The 17,574-nt window shown below is 70.9% G+C and carries 17 protein-coding genes; 8 read left to right on the forward strand and 9 right to left on the reverse strand.

Annotation, left to right across the window (positions count from 1 at the left end):
- Nucleotides 1–2 precede the first annotated feature (2 nt).
- The gene (ppk2, locus tag J2S41_RS11540) at nucleotides 3–917 is read right to left on the reverse strand and encodes a polyphosphate kinase 2 (protein ID WP_310366580.1); all 915 of its coding nucleotides are present in this window, start codon (nucleotides 915–917) and stop codon (nucleotides 3–5) included.
- Between the two features lie 93 nt (nucleotides 918–1,010).
- On the opposite strand from ppk2, the gene J2S41_RS11545 reads away from it, so the two are divergent.
- A complete protein-coding gene (locus J2S41_RS11545) occupies nucleotides 1,011–1,436 on the forward strand; it encodes a DUF2243 domain-containing protein (RefSeq protein WP_310366583.1) in 426 nt (141 codons plus the stop codon).
- Nucleotides 1,429–2,220: a cytochrome c oxidase assembly protein gene (locus tag J2S41_RS11550; protein WP_310366586.1), complete on the forward strand. Its 792-nt coding sequence runs from the start codon at nucleotides 1,429–1,431 to the stop codon at nucleotides 2,218–2,220. Before J2S41_RS11545 ends, J2S41_RS11550 begins: the two co-directional genes overlap by 8 nt.
- On the opposite strand, the gene J2S41_RS11555 is transcribed toward J2S41_RS11550, so the two are convergent.
- Nucleotides 2,133–3,296 carry a cytochrome P450 gene (locus tag J2S41_RS11555; RefSeq protein ID WP_310366589.1) on the reverse strand — a complete coding sequence of 388 codons (1,164 nt, stop codon included), beginning with the start codon at nucleotides 3,294–3,296 and terminating at the stop codon, nucleotides 2,133–2,135. The genes J2S41_RS11550 and J2S41_RS11555 overlap by 88 nt on opposite strands.
- Nucleotides 3,293–4,072, reverse strand: a complete 780-nt coding sequence (locus tag J2S41_RS11560) for an SDR family NAD(P)-dependent oxidoreductase (RefSeq protein WP_310366591.1) — start codon at nucleotides 4,070–4,072, stop codon at nucleotides 3,293–3,295. The genes J2S41_RS11555 and J2S41_RS11560 overlap by 4 nt, the downstream gene beginning before the upstream one ends.
- 62 nt (nucleotides 4,073–4,134) lie before the next feature.
- Between J2S41_RS11560 and J2S41_RS11565 the strand changes: the two genes are divergently transcribed.
- The 3 genes from J2S41_RS11565 to J2S41_RS11575 all read left to right on the forward strand — a co-directional run bounded on the left by J2S41_RS11565 (nucleotide 4,135) and on the right by J2S41_RS11575 (nucleotide 9,740).
- Nucleotides 4,135–5,322, forward strand: a complete 1,188-nt coding sequence (locus J2S41_RS11565; RefSeq protein WP_310366593.1) for a zinc-dependent alcohol dehydrogenase — start codon at nucleotides 4,135–4,137, stop codon at nucleotides 5,320–5,322.
- Nucleotides 5,323–5,410: 88 nt separating this feature from the next.
- The gene (locus tag J2S41_RS11570) at nucleotides 5,411–9,424 is read left to right on the forward strand and encodes a SpoIIE family protein phosphatase (protein WP_310366596.1); all 4,014 of its coding nucleotides are present in this window, start codon (nucleotides 5,411–5,413) and stop codon (nucleotides 9,422–9,424) included.
- A gap of 25 nt (nucleotides 9,425–9,449) precedes the next feature.
- Nucleotides 9,450–9,740, forward strand: a complete 291-nt coding sequence (locus J2S41_RS11575; RefSeq protein WP_310366598.1) for an STAS domain-containing protein — start codon at nucleotides 9,450–9,452, stop codon at nucleotides 9,738–9,740.
- 1,057 nt (nucleotides 9,741–10,797) lie between these two features.
- Here J2S41_RS11575 and J2S41_RS11580 read toward each other — a convergent pair.
- On the reverse strand, nucleotides 10,798–11,754 hold the full coding sequence (locus tag J2S41_RS11580) for a GlxA family transcriptional regulator (protein WP_310366599.1): 957 nt from the start codon (nucleotides 11,752–11,754) through the stop codon (nucleotides 10,798–10,800).
- Between the two features lie 92 nt (nucleotides 11,755–11,846).
- Here J2S41_RS11580 and J2S41_RS11585 point away from each other — a divergent pair, with 92 nt between their 5' ends.
- Complete coding sequence (locus J2S41_RS11585; protein WP_310366601.1) at nucleotides 11,847–12,806, forward strand: NADP-dependent oxidoreductase; 960 nt, start codon at nucleotides 11,847–11,849, stop codon at nucleotides 12,804–12,806.
- 130 nt (nucleotides 12,807–12,936) lie between these two features.
- Here the strand turns inward: J2S41_RS11585 and J2S41_RS11590 are convergent, their stop codons facing one another.
- Nucleotides 12,937–13,839: a DUF1963 domain-containing protein gene (locus tag J2S41_RS11590; protein ID WP_310366602.1), complete on the reverse strand. Its 903-nt coding sequence runs from the start codon at nucleotides 13,837–13,839 to the stop codon at nucleotides 12,937–12,939.
- A gap of 148 nt (nucleotides 13,840–13,987) precedes the next feature.
- Between J2S41_RS11590 and J2S41_RS11595 the strand changes: the two genes are divergently transcribed.
- A complete protein-coding gene (locus tag J2S41_RS11595) occupies nucleotides 13,988–14,764 on the forward strand; it encodes a polysaccharide lyase family 7 protein (RefSeq protein WP_310366604.1) in 777 nt (258 codons plus the stop codon).
- A 250-nt stretch (nucleotides 14,765–15,014) separates the two neighbouring features.
- Here J2S41_RS11595 and J2S41_RS11600 read toward each other — a convergent pair whose 3' ends face one another.
- Nucleotides 15,015–15,140, reverse strand: coding sequence for a hypothetical protein (locus J2S41_RS11600; RefSeq protein WP_310366605.1), 126 nt, complete (start codon nucleotides 15,138–15,140; stop codon nucleotides 15,015–15,017).
- 71 nt (nucleotides 15,141–15,211) lie between these two features.
- Here J2S41_RS11600 and kilB point away from each other — a divergent pair, with 71 nt between their 5' ends.
- A complete protein-coding gene (gene kilB, locus J2S41_RS11605; protein WP_310366607.1) occupies nucleotides 15,212–15,769 on the forward strand; it encodes a plasmid transfer protein KilB in 558 nt (185 codons plus the stop codon).
- 138 nt (nucleotides 15,770–15,907) lie between these two features.
- Here the strand turns inward: kilB and J2S41_RS11610 are convergent, their stop codons facing one another.
- Genes J2S41_RS11610 through J2S41_RS11620 form a run of 3 tightly spaced genes read right to left on the reverse strand, consistent with a single transcriptional unit; the run spans nucleotide 15,908 to nucleotide 17,306 of the window.
- Complete coding sequence (locus J2S41_RS11610) at nucleotides 15,908–16,156, reverse strand: hypothetical protein (protein WP_310366609.1); 249 nt, start codon at nucleotides 16,154–16,156, stop codon at nucleotides 15,908–15,910.
- 59 nt (nucleotides 16,157–16,215) lie between these two features.
- Entirely contained in the window at nucleotides 16,216–16,785 is a 570-nt protein-coding gene (locus J2S41_RS11615; protein WP_310366612.1) for a hypothetical protein, read from the reverse strand.
- Nucleotides 16,782–17,306, reverse strand: coding sequence for an RNA polymerase sigma factor (locus J2S41_RS11620; protein WP_310366614.1), 525 nt, complete (start codon nucleotides 17,304–17,306; stop codon nucleotides 16,782–16,784). The genes J2S41_RS11615 and J2S41_RS11620 overlap by 4 nt, the downstream gene beginning before the upstream one ends.
- Nucleotides 17,307–17,574: the final 268 nt, after the last annotated feature.

A 17,574-nucleotide genomic window follows, 5' to 3' on the forward strand; every position in this document is an offset into this window, starting at 1 on the left:
GGTCAGAGTTTCGGGAAGACGTGGGGGGAGTCGTAGGTGCCCTCGACGAGGGCGGAGGCGCGGCCGACGATCAGCGGGTCGGGGGTGCCGACCAGGTCGTGGTCCTTGTCGGGGTAGTCGAAGCGGCAGAGGACGTAGCGCATGGCCTCGACCCGGCCGCGTTTCTTGTCGTTGCTCTTGATCACGGTCCAGGGGGCGTCGGCGGTGTCGGTGTAGAAGAACATCGCCTCCTTCGCCTCGGTGTACTCGTCCCAGCGGTCGAGTGAGGCCAGATCCATGGGGGAGAGCTTCCAGCGGCGGACCGGGTCGATCTGGCGGATCGCGAAGCGGGTGCGCTGCTCCTGGCGGGAGACCGAGAACCAGAACTTGATCAGGTGGATGCCGGACCGGACCAGCATGCGCTCCAGTTCCGGCGTCTCGCGCAGGAACTCCAGGTACTCGGTACGGGAACAGAAGCCCATCACGCGCTCGACGCCGGCCCGGTTGTACCAGGAGCGGTCGAACAGCACGATCTCGCCGGCGGCCGGCAGGTGCTGTATGTAGCGCTGGAAGTACCACTGCCGGCTCTCCCGCTCGCTCGGCTTCTCCAGCGCCACCACGGACGCGCCGCGCGGGTTGAGGTGCTGCATGAACCGCTTGATCGTGCCGCCCTTGCCGGCGGCGTCACGCCCCTCGAACAGGATGACCATCGGCTGGCCGGAGTCCTTCAGCCACTTCTGGAGCTTGAGCAGCTCGATCTGCAGGCGGCGCTTGATCGCGTCGTACTCCTCGCGGGTCATCCGCTTGTCGTACGGGTAGTCCTCCCGCCACGAGTCGACCGGGCTGCCGTCGGCGTGCACCAGCACCGGGTCATCCTCGTCGTCGACCACCCGGTAGTCGCTCAGCGGTTCCAGCGCGGGTCGGGGCTCGTCGTCCATCTGACTACTGTTACCCGACCGGGCGGCGGTGCGCACACGTTTGCGGCGGGCACCCGGGGGTACGCGCGCAGCGTCCCCGGCAGATCGGTGATCATGAACGCTTCGGCCCGTACCGTCGTCTCCGGCGCGCTGCTCGGCGTCGGCCTCGCCACGTTCGTGGACGAGTTCGTCTTCCACCAGTTGCTGCACTGGCACCACTTCTACGACCGGGCGAGCGGCGCGGCCGGCATCGTCTCGGACGGCGTGCTGCACGGGATCAGCTGGTTCGCGACCGTGGCCGCGCTGTTCATGCTGGCGGACCTGCGGCGGCGCGGGGAGTTCTCGGCGCGGCGCTGGTGGGGTGCGGTGCTGGCCGGTGCGGGCGCGTTCCAGCTCTACGACGGCACGATCCAGCACAAGCTGTTCCGCATGCACCAGATCCGGTACGACGTGGAACTCGCGCCGTACGACTGGACCTGGAACGTGATCGCGGTGGTGCTGCTGGCCGCCGGCCTGGCGATGCTGCGCACCCGTGCCTGAGCTGCTCGCGGTCGCGCTGGCGGGCGGATATCTCTGGGCGGTGTCCGCGGTCGCCCGGCGGGGACGCCCGTGGCCGCTCGGCCGCACGCTCGCCTGGTGCGCCGGCGCGCTCGCCGCCGGCCTGGGACCCCACCTCCGCACGCCCGGCGAGTTCACCGCGCACATGGCCGGCCACCTGCTGCTCGGCATGGTCGCACCGCTGCTGCTCGTGGCCGGCGCCCCGATCACGCTGCTGCTGCGCGCGCTCCCGGCCGCCCGCGCCCGCGCGCTGTCGCGGCTGCTCCGATCCGCGCCGGTCCGCGCGCTGACCCACCCGGTCACCGCCGCGCTGCTGAACGCCGGCGGCCTCTGGCTGCTCTACGCCACGCCGCTCTACGCCGCGTCCGCGCACCCCGGCTGGCCGCACGCCGCGGTCCACGTGCACGTGCTGGCCGCCGGGTATCTGTTCACGGCCGCGCTGATCGGCCCGGACCCGGCGCCGCACCGGCCGTCCTTCGGGGTCCGCGCGGCCGCGCTGGCCGGGTTCCTGGGCGCGCACGCCGTACTCGCGAAATGGTTGTACGCCCATCCGCCGCCCGGGGTGGGCGCCGCGGACGCGGAGGCGGCCGCGTACCTGATGTACTACGGCGGAGAGCTGATCGATCTGGTGCTGATCGTCCTCTTCTGCCGTGCCTGGTACGCGGCCGCCGCACCGGGTCAGCGGACCCGGATCACCACCCGGCTGCGGGGCAGCGCCGGGATGCGGCGCAGCGAGATCTCCAGGTCCTGGGGCGGTACCTCGTAGTCCAGCGCGGCCAGCCGCGCCGCGATCTGCGCCATCAGCGTGACCGTGATGTCCTCGCCGGGGCAGCGGTGCAGTGCCGGGTCGCCGCCGCCCTGCGGGATGAGGTCGTCCTGGCCCGGCTCCCGCTCCAGGAACCGCTGCGGAGCGAACCGGTACGGGTCCGGCCACAGCAGGTTGTCGTGGTTCTGCCCGTAGATGTCCAGCAGCACCATCGACCCCTTGGGGATCTCCACGCCGCCGTACGTCAGCGTGTCCACGGCGCGCCCGCCGACGAACGGCGCGAACGGGTAGAAGCGCCGCACCTCGTGCGCGAACGCGCGGGCGTACTCGGCACCGCCGTCGCGCAGCGCCTGCCGCTGGCCGGGCCAGCGCCACAGCGCGTGCGCCGTGAACGCGACGAACCAGGACACCGCCACGGTCGGCCGGATGATGTTGAGCAGTTCCACGGCGGCGGTGCGCGGCGACAGCGACGGCTGCCGCGCCACCACGTCGCACGCCGAGCCCTGCGGCACGACCGCGCTGCCGTCCCGTACCCCGGAGACCAGGGCCTGGAACTGCCGCTCCTGACGGCCGCGCGCCCGCCGGGCCCGCCAGTGCCGCGGACCGCCGGTGGCGAAGCCGTCCACCATCGCCTGCAGGTCCGCGGCCACCCGGGGCAGCGTGCCCGGCGGGAGCTGCACGCCGGCCCACCGGCAGACCGCGTCGGTGAGGATGCGCCCGGACTCCTCGAAGAGGATGACCTTCCGGCCGGGCCAGCGGGCGGACGCGGCGTCCCACGCCGCGTCCACCTCGTCGGCCAGCCGCTTGATGTGCGCGGGCTCCTTGAGCAGCGCGAGGAACATCGCCTTGCGGCGGTGGTGGTCCTCGCCGTCCAGCGTGTGCACCGCGCCCTTGCCGGTCAGCGTGCCGCGCACCGGTTCGGGGAGCGCGCCGTGCCGCCGGACGTGCCGTTCGTCGTAGAAGAACCGCACCGCGTCCGGCCCGCGCAGCGCGGTGGCGCGCACCCCGAGCAGCCGGGTGGGCGCGGGGGTGCGCCCCAGCCCCGGCAGCCAGGAGTATCCGTTGAGCAGCATCATGCCGAGCCCGGCTCCGCCATCTTGGCGTGCATCGCGGCCTTCGCGCTGTCCGGCATGACCTTGCTGGCCGCGCCCTGCGCCTTGGTCTTCACCGAACCGGCGACCACCTTCTCCTTGCCCTTGAGCAGCGCCTCGATGCCCTGCTCCGCGACGACCGCCGGGTCGTCCTTCTTCGCGGCGCCGACGCGGGTGTCGTCCATGTCCGCGCGGTGGAAGAAGTTCGTGTCGGTCGGGCCCGGCATCAGCGACGTCACGGTGACGCCGGTGTCCTTCAGTTCGGCGCGCAGCGCCTCCGCGAACGACTGCACGAACGACTTCGACGCGTTGTAGACCGCCTGCCAGGTGCCCGGCATGGTGGAGGCGATCGACGAGGTGAACAGCACGCCGCCCTCGCCGCGCGCGACCATCGCGGGCAGCGCGCGCTTGGCCAGGTGCACGGTGGACGTGACGTTCACGTCGATGACGTTGAACTCCTCGCGCAGGTCGGTGCCGCCGACGAACTCGCCGCCGATGCCCCGGCCCGCGTTGAGCGCCAGCACGTCGACGTCCCGGTCGATCGCCTGCCAGACCGTCTCCACGCCCTCGTAGGTGGCGAGGTCCGCCCGGACCGTCGACACCGACGTGGTCCCGTCCCGCCGCAGGTTCGCCGCGGCCTGCTCGATGCCCTCGTCCTCCGCCGTGATCAGCAGGTCGTACCCGCGCTCGGCCAGCTGCCGGGCAAGCTCGTACCCGATTCCGCTGGACGCGCCGGTGACCACTGCAAACTGGTTAGCCATTCCTGCCGGATGCCCCCGAACCCGGAGGTTAATCCCATCCTGTCCGGGGCATCCGTTGAGTCATGCGAGCACTCACCTGGCAGGGCACCAGCAAGGTGTCAGTCGAGACCGTTCCCGACCCGACCATCCAGGAGCCGACGGATGCGATCATCCGGGTGACCTCCACCGCGATCTGCGGCTCGGACCTGCACCTGTACGACGTGCTCGGCATGTACCTGGAGAAGGGTGACATCCTCGGCCACGAGCCGATGGGCATCGTCGAGGAGGTCGGCGCCGAGGTCACCCACATCAAGCCGGGCGACCGCGTGGTCATCCCGTTCAACATCTCCTGCGGCCGGTGCTGGATGTGCAGCCGCGGCTACTTCGCCCAGTGCGAGACCACGCAGGTCAAGGAGCACGGCAAGGGCGCGTCGCTGTTCGGCTACACCAAGCTGTACGGGCAGGTCCCCGGCGGCCAGGCCGAGTACCTGCGCGTCCCGCAGGCGCACTTCGGGCCGATCAAGGTGCCGGCCGACGGCCACCCGGACGAGCGCTACCTGTTCCTCTCCGACGTGCTGACCACCTCGTGGCAGGCCGCGAAGTGGGCCGACATCGAGCCCGGCTGCACCGTGCTGGTCACCGGCCTCGGCCCGATCGGGCAGATGTCCGCGCGGATCGCCCGCCACCTCGGCGCCGAGCGCGTGATCGGCGTCGACAGCGTGCCGGAGCGGCTGGCGATGGCCCAGCGGAACGGCGTCGAGGTGCTGGACGACACGAAGATCGACGACATCCCGGCCGCCGTGCTGGAGCTGACCGACGGCCGCGGCGCCGACGGCGTGATCGAGGCGGTCGGCATGGAGGCGCACGGCACGCCGTTCCAGGCCGCCGCGATGACCGCGGCCGGCATGCTGCCGGACGCGCTCGCCCGCAAGGCGATCGACACCATGGGCGTGGACCGGATGGGCGCGCTGCGCACCGCGTTCGCCTCGGTCCGGCGCGCCGGCACGATCTCGATCGTCGGCGTGTACGGCGGGCAGGCCGACCCGATCCCGATGTTCGACCTGTTCGACAAGGGCGTCACGATGCGGATGGGGCAGGCGCACGTGCGCCGCTGGTCCGACGAGATCGTGCCGCTGCTCACCGGCGCCGGCGACCCGCTCGGCGTCGACGATCTGGTCACCCACCGCCTCCCGCTGGAGTCGGCACCGCAGGCGTATGAGATGTTCAAGAAGAAGGAGGACGGCTGCATCAAGGTCGTTCTCAAGCCCTGACGTGGTCGACCGTTTGGCGTACCAGCTCTCCCGATCCGGCCCGGCCCCGTATCCTTCTGTGGATTCCGGACCGGGAGAGCACTCCACGATGACAGGACGCGTGTTCGTCGGCGACGTCGGCCGCGACCTCGCCGCGGTGGCGTGGCCGTCGACGCCGCTCGGCCCGCCGGAGGGGTGGCCGCAGAGCCTGCGCACCGCGGTCAGCCTGATGCTCTCCTCGCGCTTCCCGATGTGGATGGCCTGGGGACCGGAGCTCACGTTCTTCTGCAACGACGCCTACCGGCGGGACACGCTCGGCCGCAAGTACCCGTGGGCGCTCGGCCGCCCGGCCAGCGACGTGTGGGCGGAGATCTGGGACGACATCGGCCCGCGGATCGAGACCGTGCTCTCCACCGGCGAGGCCACCTGGGACGAGGGCCTGCTGCTGTTCCTGGAGCGGTCCGGATACCCCGAGGAGACCTACCACACGTTCTCGTACAGCCCGCTGCGCGACGACGACGGTGCGCTGGTCGGCATGCTCTGCGTGGTCAGCGAGGACACCGAGCGGGTGATCGGCGAGCGCCGGATGGCGACGCTGCGCGACCTCGGCTCCGACCCCAGCGCGATCCGCACCGAGGCGCAGGTGCTGGCGTTCACGGGCGCCCAGCTCGGGCGGAACCTGCGCGATCTGCCGTTCACGCTGACCTACCTGTTCTCCGACGACGGCGCCGCGGAACTGGCCGGCGCCACCGGCACGGACCGGGTGGACGGCTGGTCGTTCGAGGCGCCGGATGGCGGCGAGTCGGTGCTGATACCCCTCGACGGGTACGCGGGACTGCCGACCGGGGACTGGTCCGCGCCGCCCACCGAGGCGCTGGTCGTCCCGCTGCTCCAGCAGGGCGGCACGCCGTACGGGTTCATGGTCGCCGCGCTCAACCGGTTCCGGCCGCTGGACGAGGGCTACCGCGGCTTCGTCGAGCTGACCGCCGGGCACGTCGCCGCCGGGATCGCCAGCGCGCGCAGCTACCAGGCGCAGCAGCGGCGGGCCGAGGAACTGGCCGAGCTGGACCGCGCCAAGACCGCGTTCTTCTCCAACATCAGCCACGAGTTCCGTACCCCGCTGACCCTGATCATGGGTCCGGTCGAGGACCTCCGCGCGCGACTCGGCGCCGACGCGAACCTCGAGGTCATCCATCGCAACGCGCTGCGCCTCGGCAAGCTGGTCAACACGCTGCTCGACTTCTCCCGGATCGAGGCCGGGCGCATGCAGGCCCGGTACGAGCCGGTCGACCTCGCCGCCACCACCGCGGAACTGGCCAGCGTGTTCCGCTCCGCGATCGAGCGCGCCGGGCTGACCCTCGACGTGGACTGCCCGCCGCTGCCGCAGCCGGTCCACCTCGACCGCGGCATGTGGGAGAAGGTCGTCCTCAACCTGCTCAGCAACGCGCTCAAGTTCACCTTCGACGGCGGCGTGCGGGTGACCGTGCGCGCGGACGGCGACCGCGCCGAGGTGCGCGTGCGGGACACCGGCATCGGCGTGCCACCCGACGAGATCCCCCGGCTGTTCGAGCGCTTCCACCGGATCGAGCACGCGCGGTCCCGCTCCAACGAGGGCAGCGGCATCGGCCTGGCGCTGGTCAAGGAGCTGGTCGAGCTGCACGGCGGCACGATCACCGCGGTCAGCACGCTCGGCGAGGGCACCGAGTTCACCATCCGGCTGCCGTTCGGCGCCGGCCACCTGCCCGAGGACGCGCTGGTCCCGGCCGGCAGCGCCAGCACGGTCACGTCCACCTCCGACCCGTACGTGGAGGAGGTGTCCCGCTGGCTGCCGGCCGAGCCGGTGGCGCTCCCGTCGTCCACCCAGCCGACCGTGCTGATCGCGGACGACAACGCGGACATGCGCGACTACCTGGTCCGGCTGCTCCAGTCGGCCGGGCACCGGGTCGAGGCGGTCGGCGACGGGCAGGCCGCCCTGGACGCCGCCCGCCGCCGGCGCCCGGACCTGATCGTCAGCGACGTGATGATGCCGGTGCTGGACGGGCTGCAGCTGGTCGCGGCGCTGCGCGCGGACCCGCGCACGGCCGGCACGCCGGTCCTGCTGCTCTCCGCGCGCGCCGGGCAGGAGGCCTCGATCGAGGGGCTGGAGGCCGGCGCGGACGACTACCTGGTCAAGCCGTTCTCCTCGGCCGAACTGCTGGCCCGAGTCCGGGCGAACCTGGAGCTCACCCGGCTGCGCACCCACCACGCCCGGTGGCGCACCGCGCTGATCGACTCGCTCCAGGAGGCGTTCTTCGTCTGCGACGAGGACGGCGCGGTCATCGAGATCAATTCCACGTTCACCGACATCCTGGGGTACGGGCCGGAGGGCCTGCCGTACCCGATGACGCACCCGTGGTGGCCGGACGGCGGCGCGGACCCGGACGGGCACCGGCTGGTCGAGGACGCGTTCGCGCTGCTCATGGAGCGCTCCCGCGGTGCGTACACCATCCCGGTCGTACACCGCGACGGGCACCGGCTGTGGGTCGCCGCCGCATTCAACCAGGTCGAGGACCCGGAGACCGGGCGGCGCGTCATCGTCGGCACGTTCCGCGACGTCACCGCCGAGCACTACGCCGTGCAGCGGGACAACGCGCTCGCCGCGCTCGGCCTGCGCCTGGCCCAGGCGGACAACGTCGGCGCCGCGCTCCGCGGGGTACTGCCCATGCTGGCCGAACTGTGGCACGCCACCGAGGTCTACGCGGCGGTCTTCCGCGCCTCCGGCGACCCGGCCATGACCGCGGTCGACCCCGGACACCGCTGGGACACGCTGCCCGAGGAACGCCGCGTCGCGCTCCGGGCGCTGCGCGACAAGCCGCTGCTCAGCCCGGTCGCGGACGTGATGGGCGGCGCCGGCATCACCCTCGAGCACCCGGACGGCACCATGGTCCTCTGGGTCGAGCTGGCCGAGAAACGCCCGTTCACCGAGCAGGACCAGACGCTGCTCGCGCTGCTCGCCGGCCACCTCGGCCAGGGCCTGCACCGCATCCACCAGATCGACCAGCAGCGGGAGACCGCGCTGGCGCTGCAACACGCGATCCTCGGCCCGGCGCAGCTCCCGGCCGGCTTCGAGGTCCGCTACGCGCCCGCCACCCGCCCGCTCAAGGTCGGCGGTGACTGGTACGACACCGTCACGCTCCCGGACGACCGGATCGGCATCGTGGTCGGCGACTGCGTCGGCCACGGCCTGCCCGCCGCGACCGTGATGGGCCAGCTCCGCAGCGCCTGCCGCGCGCTGCTGCTGCAGAACATGGACCCGGCCGCCACGCTGATGGCGCTCGACCGATTCGCCGCGCAGCTGCCCGGCGCCGCCTGCGCCACGGTCTTCTGCGGCATCCTGGACATCGCCACCGGGCGGCTGCGCTACTCCAGCGCCGGCCACCCACCGGCGATCATCACGCACGCCGGCGGCGGCACCGACCTGCTCGACCAGGGCCGGTCCCGCCCGCTCGGCGTCCGCGGCGCGGCCGAGCGCCCCGAGGCGGAGTACGTCGTGCCCGCCCGCGCCACCGTCCTGCTCTACACGGACGGGCTGGTCGAGCGACGACGCACCCCGCTCACCACCGGCATCGGCCGGGTCAGCACCGTCGTCCAGCGCGGGCGCTCCGCCCCGCTCGGCGACCTCGCCACGGAGGTGATGGACAGCATGGCCCCCGACACCGGGTACGACGACGACGTCGCGCTGCTGCTCTACCGCCACCCCGGCCCGCTCGCGCTGGAGTTCCCCGCCGAGGCCACCCGGCTCGCCCCGGTCCGGTCCGCACTGCGCCGCTGGCTGGAACGCTGCGGCATCGACACCGGCACCGCGCAGAACGTCCTGGTCGCCGCCGGCGAGGCCTGCGCCAACGCGATCGAGCACGGCCACCGCCAGCTGCACGGCGGCCTGATCCGCCTGACCGCCGCCGTCACCGCGAACGACCTTCACCTGAGCGTCATCGACACCGGGCGTTGGCGTACCCCCCGCCCGGAGGACAATCCCCACCGGGGCCGCGGGCTGGTGCTGATCCGCGCCCTGATGAACGAGGTCACCATCACCACCGGCACCACCGGCACCGTCGTCGGCATGCGAGCGAGGATCCCGCAATGAGCGACCGTTTGGAGGGCGATCCCGCATGAGCACTGAACTGTCCTTCGCGACGACCTCGCGGCCGGACGGCGCCCTGGTCCTCGCCGTGGCCGGCGAGATCGACATGAGCAACGCGGCGGCCTTCGCGTCGGCGCTCGCGTCGGCGCACTCCGACGCGGACTCCTTCATCGTCGACCTGACCAGGGTGGAATACCTGGACAGCGCGGGTCTCGCGGTCCTCTTCCGCCACGTCGACCACGCCAAGCTGGAGGCGGCACCGCTCCTGGCCCCGGTCCTCACCATCGCCGGCCTCGACGACATCACCACCATCCAGTAGGGTTCCCCGGCTCCGGCTCCGGCTCCGGCTCCGGCTCCGGCTCCGGCTCCGGCTCCGGCTCCGGCCCCGGCCCCGGCCCCGGAGCCGCCGTGGTCCCGGCCCCGGGCACCGGGTCTGGCCCGCCGTGTCCCTGCCCTGGCCACCCGGCTCTGGCCCGCCGTGGCCCTTGGCCCGGCGACCGGGCCTGCCCGACGTGGGCTTGTCTCGGCCACCGGCTTGTCTCGGCCACCGGCTTGTCTCGGCCACCGGCTTGTCTCGGCCACCGGCTTGTCTCGGCCACCGGCTTGTCTCGGCCACCGGCTTGTCTCGGCCACCGGCTTGTCTCGGCCACCGGCTTGTCTCGGCCACCGGCTTGTCTCGGCCACCGGCCTGCCTCAGCCACCGGCTTGTCTCGGCCACCGGCCTGCCTCAGCCACCGGCCTGCCTCAGCCACCGGCCTGCCTCGGTCCCGGCACACCGCGCCCGAAATATCGTATATATGTGCGTCTCACTGTGGGTGTCGGCGACTAAAGATACGTAGAGCACGTAATCAGCGGCTCTTAACGTGCTCTACGTATCAGTAACCAGTCGATCATGCAGTGGAGCCCAGGGCGGCATAGCGCCGCGCCGCCATAGCAAGCCGCTTTTCGGGCATACCGGATGGAGCGCCGGCGCCCGAGAGCGAGAGCGCCGACGGTGTCGGGGCTGCGGTTACGCGGCGTGGGGAACCCGGCGCGAGCACGCGCCGCCCCGCGTTCGGAGGCAACTCTCGACAACTGATTCATGGTGCCGAGCGAGACCGTGACGAAGCGTGACTGCCCCGGCCATCGCGGCCGTGGCCTCGAGAACCTTCGACCTCTGCATGAATATGAGTGATCGCTCATCACACGAAACATGGTGAAATTTCGATCGCAGCGGCAGCTCTTGCCCCGCCCCGGACGAGGCCGCCACGCGACGAAGGCGGACGAGCGCAGCCGCGAACGCGGTAATGACCAGGTTTTCAGAGAAGGTGAGTGGTGCGGGACCGGTGCCCGCGGGAGCGTGCGGGCGGTGACCACGCCGGAAGCGGGAAAAGGGATCAGCGGCCGGAACGGAAGGTGCGCCGGTAGGTGAGTGGGGATACGCCGATGGCGGCGTGGAGGTGCTGGCGCAGGGAGGTGCCGGTGGCGAAGCCGACCCGGGCGGCGATCTCGTCGACCGGGAGGTCGGTGGATTCGAGCAGGTGGCGGGCGCGGGTGAGGCGTTGCTGGGTGATCCAGCGGCCGGGGCTCATGCCCACCTCGTCGGTGAAGCGGCGGGCGAACGTGCGCGGGCTCATCCGGGCGCGGGCCGCGAGGTCGTCGATGGCGAGTGGCTCGCGGAGGTGGGTGAGGACCCATTCGCGGGCGGCGGCGGTGCCGTCCTGCGGGTCGCGGGGGACGGGTGCCTCGATGTACTGGGCCTGGCCGCCGTCCCGCCACGGGGGGACCACGCAGCGGCGGGCGGCGCCGTTGGCGACCTCGGTGCCGTGGTCCCGGCGGATCAGGTGGAGCAGCACGTCGACGCCGGAGGCGGCGCCGGCCGAGGTGAGGATGTCACCGTCGTCCACGAACAGTACGTCCGGGTCGAGGTCGACGCGGGGGTAGAGGCGGCGGAACCGGTCGGCGGCCTGCCAGTGCGTGGTGGCCGGGCGGCCGTCGAGCAGTCCGGCGGCGGCCAGTACGAACGCGCCGGTGCAGATCGACACGAGCCGGGTGCCGGGGCGGATCATCGCGAGCGCGGCGGCTATCGGCGCGGACAGTCGCGGGTGCACCTGCGTGGACGTGCCGGGGCGCGGGGCGAACGGCGTGATCACCACGGTGTCGGCGGTGGCCAGCACCTCCGGGCCGTGCTCCACCGCGATCGCGAAGTCGGCGGACGTACGCACGGGGCCGCCGTCCGCCGTGCAGGTGACCACCTCGTACCGGCCGTCGGTCGCGCCGAGGATGCGGCTCGGCATGCCCAGCTCGTACGGGTACACGCCGTCGAGCGCGAGGACGACCACCCGGTGCGTCATGGCGGGACCCCGATTCCACGATTGGCAGGATTCCATCGGAAGGTGGCAATCATGCCATGTCTGCGGCCGGACGATCCGGGCACACTGAGACCATGACTGAGACTCCCACGATGCGCGCGATCAGCCAGGACACGCTCGGCACCCCGGACGTGCTGCACGAGGTGCGGGTGCCCCGCCCGGTGGCCGGTCTGGGCGAGATCCTCGTCCGGGTGCACGCGGCCGGCGTCAACCCGACCGACTGGAAGCACCGCGCCGGCCTGCCCTGGATGCGCGAGCCCAAGCCGATCCTCGGCTGGGACGTCTCCGGCGTCGTCGAGCAGGCCGGCGTCGGCGTCACGCTGTTCAAGCCGGGCGACGAGGTCTTCGGCATGCTGCCGTACCCGCGCGGCGCCGGCGGATACGCCGAATACGCCAAGGCCACCGCCCGCTCGTTCACGCACAAGCCGGCGAATCTGGACCACGTGCACGCGGCCGCGCTGCCGCTCGCCGCGCTCACCGCCCACCAGGCGCTGATCGACACGGCCGACCTCCAGCCCGGTCAGCGCGTGCTGATCCACGCCGCCGCGGGCGGGGTCGGCCACCTGGCCGTGCAGATCGCCAAGGCGCGCGGTGCGTACGTGATCGGCACCGCCAGCGAGCCCAAGCACGAACTGGTGCGCGGGCTCGGCGCGGACGAGGTGATCGACTACCGCCGGGCCGACTTCGTGGACGCCGTCGATGCCGGTTCCCTCGACGTCGTGCTCGACACGGTCGGCGGCGAGACGCGCGGCCGGTCGCTCGGCCTGCTGCGCCGGGGTGGCACGCTGGTGACGCTGGTGTTCAGCCCCGATGACACCGCGGACGCGACCAAGGCCGCCGACCTGGGGGTACGGCTCGAAGGGCTGCTCGTCGAGTCCGACCACGCCGGGATGCGGGCGATCGCGGGGCTCGCGGCGGAGGGACGGCTGCGTCCCGAGATCGACGCCACGTTCCCGCTCGCGGAGGCCGCGAAGGCACACGCGCACGGCGAGACGGGACGCACCACGGGCAAGCTGGTCCTCACGCTCGGCTGATCCGCCGGGCCGGGGCGTCAGGTAAGGCGTGCGGGTGGGCGCCGCCCGCGGGTGGTCCGCCGAGGTGACGAGCGGCCTCGGCCACCCCGGCGGCGTCCACCGTCCACGGCGGACCGTTCGGGTTGCTGGTTTACTCGCTGAACCTGGTCACCGAGTAGGCGTGCTCGAACCGGCCCGCGGCCAGGTCGTCGCGGTGGATCGTGAACGAGCAGAAGTAGAACTCCTCGGACGCGGGGAAGCGGGCCAGCGAGATCCACTCACTCGCCAGCCGGTGCTGCTCCTGCTCCACGTGGGTATACCACTTCGCCACCGGAATGACGATCTCACCGGCCTTCTCGCGCCCCGCGAGCGTCTGCTCCGCGACCATCCGCAGGAACTCCTCGTCCGCGTACCCGCCGAGGTAGGCGCTGGCGAGCCCGTCGTCGAGCGGCCAGATCTCGCGGGCCGCGGCGCGCAGCTCCCTCCAGTGTGGAATGTCCCGGTCCCGCTCGTCGATCACCCTCTGCTGGAACGGCGACACGTCGTCGTCCTCGTCCTCGTCCTCGTCGTCCTCGTCCTCCTCCTGGTCCCTCGGGAGCCAGTCGGGGAACTCGGCGACGAGCACCGCCCGGACCTCGTACTGCTCGTCGTCGACCAGGCCCGGGTGCGGGGCGTCCGCGACCTCGGTATCGGTGCCGGCCGGTACGTGCACGATTCGCGTGTGACTCCGGTCGTCGGTGCCGCCGGCCAGGTGGTCCTTCTCGTGGTCGACGAAGAACAGCAGCGAGCCGTCCGCCGGCAGCTCGAAGCCGTCCACCCGGGGCAGCGCCGCACAGTCGACGGAGAAGACGAACGGCAGCGCACCGTTTCCACCCGACGGCCACTCCGCGCCGACCGGCAGCCGCGGCAACCCGCCGAACCGCCCGACCGGCTCACCCCGCGGGCCCCCGATCAGCCAGATCGACAGCCGGAGGTGCTCGATGAACCTGTTGATCTCGTCGTCCGGCACGCCCAACGCGACCGCCGCGCGGCGAAACCGCCCCTGATGATCCATGGCACAGCATGATGCCACGGACGCATCGACGATCAGCGGCGGGTGCGTGCGCGACGTTTAGGGTTATTTAGGGATGGTCCGCTTGAGGGACGATCGGGTCGGCTGTTCTCCTTGAACGGTCCCTCACCCCGCTGGAAGAGGCCATCCCATGCAGAGGCGCACCCTGTTCACCCTCGCCCTGTCCGGCACCGCCGTCGGCACGCTCGGCGCGACCGGCGTCGCCTCCGCGGCGGCGCTCGATCCGGGGCTGCCACCCGGCGGGAACTTCGACCTGTCCGTCTGGTCGTTGCAACTGCCGATCGGCTCGCCGGGAAGCCCGGAGACCATTCCGCCCGCGCGGCTGAAGGGCCCGGCCGGATACAGCAACCCGGCCTACTTCTGGACCGACAGGAACGACGGATCAATGACGTTCTGGGCACCCGAGAAGGGCGTCACCACGCCGAACTCGAAATACGCCCGGTCGGAACTGCGCGAGATGAACCCCGACGGCAGCGCCGCCAACTGGACGCTCGCCGGAAGCCACACGCTCAGCGCCCGACTGCGCGTGGCGTCCGTGACCAAGAACGTGGCGGTCGGCCAGGTCAAGCTCGGCACCGGCGGCCCGTCGACCAAGCCACTGGCCGAGCTCTACTACCGCCCGAACGGCGACATCTTCCTCGGCACGCAGAACTCCCCGGACGCCAGCGGCCAGACGCTCCACAAGGTCGGCGTCGTCCCGCTCGGCACCACATGGACCTACGTCATCCAGGTCAGCGACTCGACCATCAACCTCACCATCAACGGTACGCGGACGAGCTACGCCATTCCGCCCGCGTTCCACCCGTACCGCCAGTATTTCAAGGCCGGCTCGTACAACCAGTCCTCGTCGGAGAGCACCACCAACGGCGCCAAGGTGAAGTTCTACGCCCTGACCGTCCGGCATTAGGAGCGGACCGCTGGCTGGTCCGGTGGCGGCCGACCTATTGCCAGCGCCTCGGCCGGTCCCCGCTGACATTCGCCGACGATCCCGGAGCCACGCTCGTGGTCTCGTTGCCGCACGCGCATCCGAGCGATTGGCGGGGTCTGCCGAGCGCGCCCGTCCGCCCGTCCACCGTCGCGCGAGCCGTCCGCCGGGCGCCGGCCACCGGTTGTCAGCCCGCCCGGCCGGGCCCGCCGTTCAAGCTCGGATTCGACGGTCAACCGAGCCCCGGGCGCCGGGCCAGTCCGTCCGCGCGGAGAATCATCACGGCGAGGTAGATCGCCGGAACAATCATCAGGAGATCGGCCGCGACGGCCACGACCTCGATCCGCGGAATCCGCACCCGCGGCGGACCACACCGGTCCACGGCGGAACGCGGCGAGCGCTTGCCGGGAGGGCTTAGCGTTGCGGGGTATGGATGCTGCGCTGTTGGGTGTGGTTGCCGCTCTCGGCGGCACGGTACTCGGCGCCGGCGGCCAGTTCCTTCAATCTTGGCTCCAGCTCTCCTGGCAGCGGCACGAGCAGGCGCGCCATGTCGCCGATAGATTGATCGACGACCGCCGGAATGCGTACGTCGATTTCATGGCCGCGGCGTCGGCGCACGGTAATCGCATGGCGGAATTGTGCTTCGTCAAGAACAAGGCTCATAACCTTGGGGTGAACGGTGTCGAGCAAGCCACGACGGCCGCCTTTCAGGCTCGGCAGGACTTGATGATCCCTTTGTGGAGGATGCGCCTCGTCGCCTCGGAGCAGGTGCGCGCCGCCGGAGAAGAGGTGATGCAGGCCCTCTGGTCGATGGAGGAGCGGTACAAGACCGCCACGATGGTCGAGGTGGAGCAGTTCAACCCGCACATCTGGGTGCCCGCCCGCGAGAAGTTCCTCGCCGCCTCACGAGCCGAGATCTCGGCCCTCTCAACGGCAGATAGACCTCGTACTGGCAAGATACCTATGAGCTGGCATCGCCGCGCTTGAGGTCATCCGCGCGCGTGACGGGGGCGTGAAACGACGCCGGCGCGGGCTCCATCACCGCTACGCTGACTCGACATTCCTCGCCGATCGGACTTCAAGATCCGCGATGTTGGTCGATGCGACTCCGAACGACCGGCCAGGTCAGATTCGCTGTCTGGGAAAGCTCCCGGTCAGCAGGATCGTGACGACGGCGAGGGTGCCGCTACCAACGCTGACCATGCCACCGACCGAAATCCCCGTGCCGACGAAGTAGGCGGACAGGGCCAGCGAGGCGCCGAAGACCAGTATGGCGGCGACGAGCCGGGCCCAGGCCATGCGTCTGGCGTGTCGCGCATCATGCGCAATCTCCGCCATCAGAGCGGCCGCCGACGCCGGGTCGATGTCGGCCAACTGTTTGATTGTCCCGACCGGCAGTAGCCCGGGCCACGACGATGTCTGCCGCTGCATGATCATTCCTCCGGTGAGCCGGTTCGGTCCGACGAGGACCCGAGCCTCAGGTTTAGGCCCGCTCGGGTAAGTTCCTCCTCGAGCCTCAGACGCTCTGCCTCCAGATCCATGCCGGTCAGCTGGTCAAGATACTCGGGAATCCCCAGGCGTCTACTGGCCACGCGCAGGCGTTCGTCGTACGCCCGAAGCACCGCAATCTGCCAAACTAGTGATTGAGTCGCGATGCCGAATCGATGCCGGTACAACCGGCGAAGGTCAGCGATCAATGTTGCGATCTCGGGATCGGCGGCGGGCAGTGGCATGGCCGCAAGTGTCGCTGGATACCTGTTGGTGCGTAGCGCGGCCGTCGCGAGAACTGCCTGCTCGATACGAAGGTGTGCTTTGGCGAGTAGCTGCCGGATGCGGGGTCCGATCACCACCCAAGCCGTTCGAGGCCGCACCCGTCCCATCTTGACCTGGGCAAGGCGGCTCGTCAGTCGATCTTCAGAGATGCGCCGTTCGATCAGTTCGTCGACTCGGCCAAGGATGGCGGTGATCTCCTGCGGCGTAAGGTCCGCGAACTCGGCGTTCATCGCGGCCCCCTCTGGCCGGGGCCGTCATCCTGCCCGGTCAACATTCGCCTGACCGCAGTCCGTGCTTGCCGCAACGTGCTCCGCACTGTCTGGGGGTCCTTCTCTAGCAGCTCCGCGATCTCGGCCGGGCTCCAGCCGTCATAGGTGAACGCCATGACTGCCCGTTGTTCCTTGGGCAGACGGCCGACTAGATCGAGCACGAGTTCTTCGCTCTCGTCGTCGGGCAGTGAGCAGTCACGCTTAGGAGTGAGGTGATCGATCATTTCCCATAGCCGCCGCGTCCGGCGCCGTTCCCTCAACCGAACCTTGAGGAAGTGGTTGCGGGCCACGCGCCACACCCACTTGTCCGGTTCGATGATCGTGTCCCATAGTGGATGCGCGGCCGACATAGCTGCTGCCGCTGCGTCCTCAGCCTCGTCGAACCGAGCTGCCTCTACCTTCACCAGCAGTGCGATCAAGCTCGTGAAGCGAGCGCGAAAATAGTCGTCGAACGGAATCCGCCTCTCGGTCCCCTCAGCCACGGCTCACCACGCTCACCGTCCCATTCTCATCGGCGGCGCCTATCGCTGCCTCTGATGAGAAGGTCCCAGCACGCACTTTCGCGTGCATCGGTCCGGGCAAGATTTTCTGGGAAGTCGATGAGAAACTCGTGCAGCCACGTCGCAGTGATGAGTCCTCACCGCACGCGATTTTCGAAGAGCAACTCGCGGGCGTCCCGAAACGATCATGCAAATCGGGAAGTCGGCCTTGCGGTTGACGACCACGCCTGCGGAGGGCGAGACGCGGCGG

The organism is Catenuloplanes atrovinosus (assembly GCF_031458235.1).
In the GTDB taxonomy this organism is placed as follows: domain Bacteria; phylum Actinomycetota; class Actinomycetes; order Mycobacteriales; family Micromonosporaceae; genus Catenuloplanes; species Catenuloplanes atrovinosus.

Coding starts and splice junctions, on each gene's coding strand:
- ppk2 (WP_310366580.1), bottom strand. CDS start 917: ATGGACGACGAGCCCCGACCCGCGCTGGAACCGCTGAGCGACTACCGG.
- J2S41_RS11545 (WP_310366583.1), top strand. CDS start 1,011: ATGAACGCTTCGGCCCGTACCGTCGTCTCCGGCGCGCTGCTCGGCGTC.
- J2S41_RS11555 (WP_310366589.1), bottom strand. CDS start 3,296: ATGATGCTGCTCAACGGATACTCCTGGCTGCCGGGGCTGGGGCGCACC.
- J2S41_RS11560 (WP_310366591.1), bottom strand. CDS start 4,072: ATGGCTAACCAGTTTGCAGTGGTCACCGGCGCGTCCAGCGGAATCGGG.
- J2S41_RS11565 (WP_310366593.1), top strand. CDS start 4,135: ATGCGAGCACTCACCTGGCAGGGCACCAGCAAGGTGTCAGTCGAGACC.
- J2S41_RS11570 (WP_310366596.1), top strand. CDS start 5,411: ATGACAGGACGCGTGTTCGTCGGCGACGTCGGCCGCGACCTCGCCGCG.
- J2S41_RS11575 (WP_310366598.1), top strand. CDS start 9,450: ATGAGCACTGAACTGTCCTTCGCGACGACCTCGCGGCCGGACGGCGCC.
- J2S41_RS11580 (WP_310366599.1), bottom strand. CDS start 11,754: ATGACGCACCGGGTGGTCGTCCTCGCGCTCGACGGCGTGTACCCGTAC.
- J2S41_RS11585 (WP_310366601.1), top strand. CDS start 11,847: ATGACTGAGACTCCCACGATGCGCGCGATCAGCCAGGACACGCTCGGC.
- J2S41_RS11590 (WP_310366602.1), bottom strand. CDS start 13,839: ATGGATCATCAGGGGCGGTTTCGCCGCGCGGCGGTCGCGTTGGGCGTG.
- J2S41_RS11595 (WP_310366604.1), top strand. CDS start 13,988: ATGCAGAGGCGCACCCTGTTCACCCTCGCCCTGTCCGGCACCGCCGTC.
- kilB (WP_310366607.1), top strand. CDS start 15,212: ATGGATGCTGCGCTGTTGGGTGTGGTTGCCGCTCTCGGCGGCACGGTA.
- J2S41_RS11615 (WP_310366612.1), bottom strand. CDS start 16,785: ATGAACGCCGAGTTCGCGGACCTTACGCCGCAGGAGATCACCGCCATC.